The sequence below is a fragment of the Microcystis sp. M113S1 genome (assembly GCF_020246945.1).
GTDB lineage: Bacteria > Cyanobacteriota > Cyanobacteriia > Cyanobacteriales > Microcystaceae > Microcystis.
In genome coordinates this window covers 1-7,200 of record NZ_JADBSA010000203.1, presented here as the reverse complement: position 1 = coordinate 7,200, position 7,200 = coordinate 1, and the positions used below count along the sequence as shown (strand labels likewise).

8 protein-coding genes are annotated in these 7,200 nt (G+C 41.1%); 4 read left to right on the top strand and 4 right to left on the bottom strand.

The window, feature by feature from the left end:
• On the bottom strand, nucleotides 1–110 hold a 110-nt coding region (locus tag IM319_RS10390), incomplete at its 3' end, for a helix-turn-helix domain-containing protein (protein ID WP_155119117.1).
• Between the two features lie 104 nt (nucleotides 111–214).
• On the opposite strand from IM319_RS10390, the gene IM319_RS10385 reads away from it, so the two are divergent.
• Nucleotides 215–1,639: a Ni/Fe hydrogenase subunit alpha gene (locus IM319_RS10385; RefSeq protein ID WP_286826340.1), complete on the top strand. Its 1,425-nt coding sequence runs from the start codon at nucleotides 215–217 to the stop codon at nucleotides 1,637–1,639.
• Between the two features lie 84 nt (nucleotides 1,640–1,723).
• Here IM319_RS10385 and IM319_RS10380 read toward each other — a convergent pair whose 3' ends face one another.
• The 3 genes from IM319_RS10380 to IM319_RS10370 all read right to left on the bottom strand — a co-directional run bounded on the left by IM319_RS10380 (nucleotide 1,724) and on the right by IM319_RS10370 (nucleotide 4,839).
• The gene (locus IM319_RS10380; protein WP_287735538.1) at nucleotides 1,724–2,314 is read right to left on the bottom strand and encodes a Uma2 family endonuclease; all 591 of its coding nucleotides are present in this window, start codon (nucleotides 2,312–2,314) and stop codon (nucleotides 1,724–1,726) included.
• A gap of 2 nt (nucleotides 2,315–2,316) precedes the next feature.
• Nucleotides 2,317–3,483, bottom strand: coding sequence for a DNA-methyltransferase (locus IM319_RS10375; RefSeq protein ID WP_287735537.1), 1,167 nt, complete (start codon nucleotides 3,481–3,483; stop codon nucleotides 2,317–2,319).
• 84 nt (nucleotides 3,484–3,567) lie between these two features.
• Nucleotides 3,568–4,839 carry a dihydroorotase gene (locus tag IM319_RS10370; protein ID WP_287735535.1) on the bottom strand — a complete coding sequence of 424 codons (1,272 nt, stop codon included), beginning with the start codon at nucleotides 4,837–4,839 and terminating at the stop codon, nucleotides 3,568–3,570.
• A 189-nt stretch (nucleotides 4,840–5,028) separates the two neighbouring features.
• Between IM319_RS10370 and IM319_RS10365 the strand changes: the two genes are divergently transcribed.
• From IM319_RS10365 to IM319_RS10355, 3 genes are all read left to right on the top strand, one after another.
• Nucleotides 5,029–6,297, top strand: coding sequence for a DNA methyltransferase (locus IM319_RS10365; protein WP_287685285.1), 1,269 nt, complete (start codon nucleotides 5,029–5,031; stop codon nucleotides 6,295–6,297).
• Between the two features lie 219 nt (nucleotides 6,298–6,516).
• On the top strand, nucleotides 6,517–6,645 hold the full coding sequence (locus IM319_RS10360; protein ID WP_287685284.1) for a hypothetical protein: 129 nt from the start codon (nucleotides 6,517–6,519) through the stop codon (nucleotides 6,643–6,645).
• 93 nt (nucleotides 6,646–6,738) lie between these two features.
• Nucleotides 6,739–7,200, top strand: a 462-nt coding sequence (locus IM319_RS10355) for a hypothetical protein (RefSeq protein ID WP_287735533.1), incomplete at its 3' end; no start/stop codon positions are given.

The following is a 7,200-nucleotide window of genomic DNA, read 5'->3' as shown; positions in this document are numbered from 1 at the left end:
CTGAGATGGAGAGCTTTATTGTAAACTAATCTTACACAGCCCAAAGTGCGCCGCAATAGCGACTCTTGTTCTGGTGTGGGGTAAAATCGGTAAGAATAGGCTTTTTCCATGTCTCACATTTTAGCATATATTTGGTAAATGCGCTAGTATTTAACGGTAAAGCCGTCGTGAAACGACGGGGTTTCAGACCCAAAATTTTCGATGAGGACTTACTATGACTAAAACCGTCGTTATCGATCCCGTCACCCGGATCGAAGGCCATGCCAAGATCTCGATTTTCCTTGACGATGCGGGGGAAGTGGATGACGTGCGTTTTCATGTGGTCGAGTATCGCGGTTTCGAGAAATTCTGCGAGGGACGGCCGATGTGGGAGATGGCGGGAATTACTGCCCGAATTTGCGGTATTTGTCCCGTTAGTCACCTACTTTGTGCCGCCAAAACTGGCGATAAAATTCTAGCGGTGCAAATCCCCCCCGCGGGTGAAAAACTGCGGCGCTTGATGAATTTGGGACAGTTAACCCAATCCCATGCTTTAAGCTTTTTCCATCTTAGCAGTCCCGATTTTCTGCTTGGTTGGGAAAGTGATCCCGCTAAACGGAATGTTTTCGGTTTAATTGCGGCCGATCCCGACCTAGCGCGAGCAGGCATCCGTTTACGTCAATTTGGACAGAAAGTTATTGAACTTTTGGGAGCGAAAAAAATTCACCCCGCTTGGTCTGTCCCGGGAGGTGTGCGTTCTCCTTTGAGCGAAGAAGGGCGACAATGGATTAAAGAACGACTGCCGGAGTCTAAAGCGACTCTTTACACGGCTTTAAACCTGTTTAAAGGACTTCTAGACAATTTAACCACCGAAATCGCCGCTTTTGGTAATTTCCCTTCCCTGTTTATGGGATTGGTCGGTAAACGGGATGAGTGGGAACACTACGGCGGTCATATTCGTTTTACTGATAGTCAAGGCAATATTGTGGCCGATAACCTCAGCGAAGACAATTATCGCGATTATATCGGCGAATCAGTGGAAAAATGGTCTTATTTGAAGTTTCCCTACTATAAACCCCTCGGTTATCCCAACGGTATCTATCGAGTAGGTCCGTTGGCGCGCTTAAATGTTTGTTCCCATTTTGGCACGGATGGGGCGGATATCGAGTTACGGGAATATCGCCATCGGGTCGGTGGTGTAGCAACCTCTTCTTTTTACTATCATTATGCTCGTTTAGTGGAGATTTTGGGCTGTTTAGAGCGTATCGAACTTTTAATCGACGATCCCGATATAGTTTCTCAACGCTGTCGTGCCGAAGCAGGAATTAATAATCTGCAAGGGGTGGGAGTTAGTGAAGCGCCCCGGGGTACTTTATTCCATGATTATAAAGTGGATGAAAATGGTTTGATTGAAACGGTGAATTTGATTATTGCCACGGGTAATAATAATTTGGCCATGAATCAAACAGTGAAACAAATCGCCCAACATTATATCCATGGTGGCGAAATTCCCGAAGCGATGTTAAACCGTGTGGAAGCGGGTATTCGTTGCTATGATCCCTGTTTAAGTTGTTCCACTCACGCTATGGGACAAATGCCGCTACAGCTAGAGTTAGTTAATGCAGCCGGTGAGGTGATTAATACTCGACAAAGGGGTTAATTGTCTAAGTTGTTAGGGGTTTAGGAAATAGGGCAAATTCTTCCTAACACCTGAACCCATTTTACCATTTTTACGGCCAAGATTCTAGCTAAGAATTTCTAGGTTTTGATAAAGAATTTCTATCGGACAAGAAAAGTTAATACAGTTAATAGTGATTAAATCTCCCGCTTGATAAATATGGGGAATCCAGAGGTTATTAGATTGACGTTGATATTGTTCAATTAAGACTTGTTGTTGATGAATCAGAAGATATTCCTGTAATTCGGGGATAGTTTGATAATTGGCAAATTTATCGCCTCTATCAAAGGCTGCTGTGGAGTCGGATAAAACTTCGATAATCACTTGCGGATGCAGGATAAAATCCTCCTCGGAAACTCGATCCCGTTCGTCACAAGTAATGGCAAAATCGGGATAATAGAAGATATTTAAGCTAGGGAGACGCACTTTCATATCGGTAGCGAAGGCAAGACAACCACTACCCCGTAAATGATTAATTAATTGGGCCGAAAGATTACCTGTGATGATAACATGGGCTTTACTTGCCCCGGCCATCGCCAAGATTTGCCCTTGCATATATTCGTGTTTAATGGGACTAATTTTCTCTATTTCTAGATAGTCTTTTGGAGTAAAATAAGCGTGACTTTTACTGGCTGTCATGGTGTTTACCTCGCTCATTGTTAGTTTTCTAACGGACAATTAAGCCAAATAACTGAGTCTAAATCAATCTTATTGCCTTCAGTAATTAACTTTCGCATCAGTTCAATATAATTAAAATTACTCTCGAATAAAACAAAACGTCTATCTAAAGAAGCTGCTGCTAATCCCACGGTTCCTGAACCGGCAAAGGGATCTAAAATCACATCACCTTTAAAAGAGTAATAAGTAATAACTTTTTCTGCCAATTCTACAGGAAAAGCGGCGGGATGTTTTGAGTTAGTGACTGGGTTAATTTTCCAGACATTAGTACGTTCATAACCATCGGCAATTTTTGAGGCTTTTACTACTTCTTGATCGGGATGATTACGAATATGCCAATCGATGAGTAAATCCGTATGTTTACGATAGACTAAAACGTATTCAGTCACCGGCACAGTTTTGTATTGGAGAGGATTGCGATCGGCGGCAAATCTGCGTCCTCTACCAGTTGCCCACCCTGCTCCCTCTGGTTTTAGCCAAATAATATCATCAATAAAATCGTAACCTTCCTCAACAAAAATTCGATGCAAATCAAAGGGGACAGCAATACGTTTAGAAGCTTGATTACGGGAAGCACGACGCAACAGCACGGGAGAAATATTAATGACAAAAAAACGTCCTTCACTCAAAACTCGATGACATTTTCTGATTACCTGTCGCAGCTTCAATAGATAGCTTTCGTATTCTTCAAATTCTGAATATTCCGGACGAGCATTAAAATAGGGTGGTGAGGTAAAGATTAAATCAACACTTTCTGCGGGCATTTCCTCCAAAAGTTCGCTACAATCACCAAATCCGATGGTATTTCTCAGAGAGGAAAGCTTATATTCTTTTTTGGGTTTCTTGCGGGTTTCTAATTTAGATTCATCCTGTTTTAACAGACGAGCGATAATAATTTCAGTCCGAGTTGTTTTATCTAATAAAATTTCGGTGGTGTAGGCATCGATCACCACTTCCCCAACGGTTTTTTTCTGTTCATTACATAAAGGAATTCGCCAAATATGATATCTGTCATCCACTTCTGGTAAACCTAATTTAATCGCATTAACTAAATTTATTTCTCGCAACCAATTAAGGACAATTTCTTTAGCTTCTGCCACCGTGCGAAGCAGATAACCGCGCTTGTCCGATACCAGTTCTTTTTCCATGGCATTACTCTAGTTCTCTCTAGAATTCTAGCTGATCATTATCCAAAAAACTAGGAGAGTCTCAAGATAGAAATTGGCCACCCTTTAAAAATTCCACATTTCTAAGACTTTTCCCGTAATTGTTTGATTTAACCAGAAAGTATTGTGACTGAGGGAGTGAAGATTATTTGCCGTTACTTTCCAGCTTGCTTGGGGATGAAAAAGAATTGCTTCCGCGGGATTGCCGGGGTTGAGAGATGCCGGTTTTTGTTGCAAACAATGACAGGGATTGAGACTAAGCGCTTGCCATAATTGTAAAGCTGATAATTGCCCGGTTATTACTAATTTTTCCCAGAGTAGCGGTAAAGCTAATTCTAACCCGATCGCGCCGGGGGGTGCTTCTGCAAAAGAGACGGTTTTTTCTTCGTAGGTATAGGGACGATGATCGATCGCGATTGCATCGATAATTCCCTCCTTAATTGCCGCAATTAACGCCTTGCGATCGCTTTCGTTGCCCAAGGGTGGAGCGAGGTGTAAACTGGGATGATAGCTGGCGATCGATCCTGTATTTAAGAGGAGATGCAACCACGTCACACTAGCGGTTATCGGCAATCCCCGCATTTTTGCCTCGCGAATTAATTCCACTCCTCGACGGGTAGAAATTCGCATTAGGTGAACAGGTGTATTAGTTTCGCCGACGATTTCTAAAATTGTGGCTAAAGCAGTGGTTTCGGAAATAGCAGGATCTCCGGGTAAACCGAAGCGAATCGAGGTTTCTCCCTCGCGCATGACTCCATTACCTCTTAATTGCTGATTTACGGGGGAAAGGGCGATATTTTTACCGAAGGGTTTTAGGTATTCCAATAAGTGCCGCAACAGTCCCAAGTCTTCTAGACTGCGATTATCGGTAAAACCCACCGCTACAGGCATTAAATCGGCTAATTCCGTCATTTTTTGCCCTTGTCTTCCTAGGGTGAGACTTGCCCAAAAATGCAGACGAGTCGATTTTGAGTCAAAAAACCCTTGACTTTTTTGCTGTAATGTGCTAATAAGTGCCGGGTGATCGAGAGGGGGGAGAGTATTGGGGAGAATTGCCAACCGGGTGCAGCCTCCGGCCGTGGCCGCTTTGAGCAAAGATGCAAGGGTTTCTCGGTCCTCGTGGCCGGGTTCCCCGGAATGACTGTAGAGATCGACTAATCCGGGAGCAAAAATACAGTTTTGACCGGAAATATAGTTACTATTTTCTCTTGGGGGAAGCTGAGATTCGATCGCTTTAATTACCCCCTCCTCAATCCAGACATCGGCAATGCGATCGGTTTGTGTCAGGGGGTCAAGGACTCTAACCTGTTCTATGATCGTCGAGGATTGGCTATTCACGCAGACTAATTAAAACGTCATTTTTTCCTCTGGCAGTATATCACGTTAAGTAAAAAGTAAAAAGTAAAAAGTAAAAAAGTTGAGTTCTCGGTTAGGTTAAGGGACGATAAGTTAGAATATTGATCGACTACGGTTTTAATCTTTATTTTAATTAGCTGGCCTACCCTAGGAAGAATTGATAGCCGAATCATGCAGTTAGAACTTTTCGATTTTAATAATTTAGAAGAATTTAATCGGGGAACCCCACGATTAGTTTCTTTTCGAGATTTAGTACCAGAAATCACCAGCACCAGTTATCTAACCCATGGCATCTATTATTATCCTGCCAAATTTATTCCCCAAGTGGTTAGATTTTGCCTTGATACTTACACTAAAAAGGATGATTGGATTATCGATCCTTTTGCCGGTTCGGGTACGGTGGGTTTAGAGGCTAAACTTTGTCAAAGAAATGCGGTTTTAACTGACCTGAATTATCTTTTAAACCATATTATACCGATTAAGATCACAGAACACCAAGAACTATTGAGTTACTCAGAGTTAGATAAAAAAATCTTAGAAGTTTTTGCCAACGAAGATAAATTTATCCCTCAGTGGTCAAATTTAAACTATTGGTATCCAGAGGAAATTTTAGCAGTTTTACAGAAACTTTGGGCAGGTCAAAAAAGTCTAGAACCTGATTTGTATTCCCAGATCATTCAAGCGGTTTTAGTGAAAGTTAGTAAGCAGTTTTCCTATGCAGAACATACCAAACCTAAATTATTTCAATCGAAATACAAAAAATCAGATATACAGGAACTATTACAAAGAGATTGGCAAGAGGAATTAAAACGAACGATTAAAGAGATGAGTTTTGAAACTTTAACCAGCGTCAATCAATATATTGCCATAACTTGGCATAATTGTAATCAGGTACTTTTTTATGGAGGAGTAGATAGTGCCACTTTTGAGATCGATCAAAATCTAGAGTTAGATTGTTTAATTAGTTCACCCCCCTATCTGCAAGCACAGGAATATATCAGAACAGCAAAACTAGATTTATATTGGTTAGGATATACAGAAAAAGAAGTGCAAAAAATCTCTAAGCTAGAAATTCCCTACCGACAGGCTACCAGATTAATCGAAACCGAAACATTAAATCAGGTGAGATCGAGTTTAGAGAAAGAGAATTTACATAAAATACTCGATTCCTATTTTTGTCACACTATCAATGCTTTAGAAAATGCCACCAGAAAATTAAAACAAGCTGGGAAAGCTTGCATTTTTGTCGGTAATCCGAAAGTGGATGGAATGGAAGTAGAAACTTGGCGAATATTACAGGAATATTTTCAGGAAAATGGCTTTATTTTTAATACCGTCTTTGAGGATAGAATTAAAACCAGACAATTATTCAAATCTCGCAAGAATAAAAATCCTGATGGCATGAAATCCGAATATCTACTAATTTTAGAGAAAAGGTAACTTTCTATTGCTTATGTAGCTCAAACATCCCCTATTTCATCAATGTTTCACCTGTCTGGAATCCTTACCTAATTTTCAGGCAACTATTGAAGATAAACCCTATATATAAAATTCTTGGCTGATGGAAAGTTAATTATTCAGACCGATTATACTACCGTTAATTATGTTTGTGAAATTAAAACAGGATTAAATCATGATCTAAAATAAGTAGCAGAAAAAATGATTAGTTCTCAAGAAAAACAAGCTTTATCTGATCTCTTTACTATGATTAGCACCTGCGATTTACTGATGGTTTTAGTTGGTGGCGGTGCAGGGAAAATCACGTTAGGTCTGTTTGGTACTTTATAGTTATTTTAAAAGGCTTTCCTATCCCAGAAATCGCCCGATTTACCGATTTATCCCCCGACGCGATCGAGCAATTACAAAGGCAAAACGCTCACGATGTTTGATAATATTTGTAAATTTATCGCCGAAAACTTCTCCGATGATCTAGCCACTTGGTTATTGGGTTCTCCCCTCCCCTTAACCGTCCTCGACCCGACGGAATTACAATTAGACCCCATTCGCGCTGATTCTCTGATTTTTTTGCAGTCAGAGCAATTAATTCTCCATACCGAGTTTCAAACCGACCCCGACTCCCAGATTCCTTTCCGAATGCTCGATTATCGCATTCGCGTCTATCGTCGTCATCCCCAAAAACCAATGCGTCAAGTGGTAATTTATCTGCGACGCAGTGATTCCCCGCTAGTACAAGAAAATACTTTCCGTCTGGGGGAAACCTTTCATTCTTTTCAAGTCATCCGTCTTTGGGAAGAAAATACACCACAATTTTTCCATCATCCCGGTTTATTACCCTTTGCCGTCCTCAGCAATACCGATGACCCCGAACAGGTGTTAAGTCAG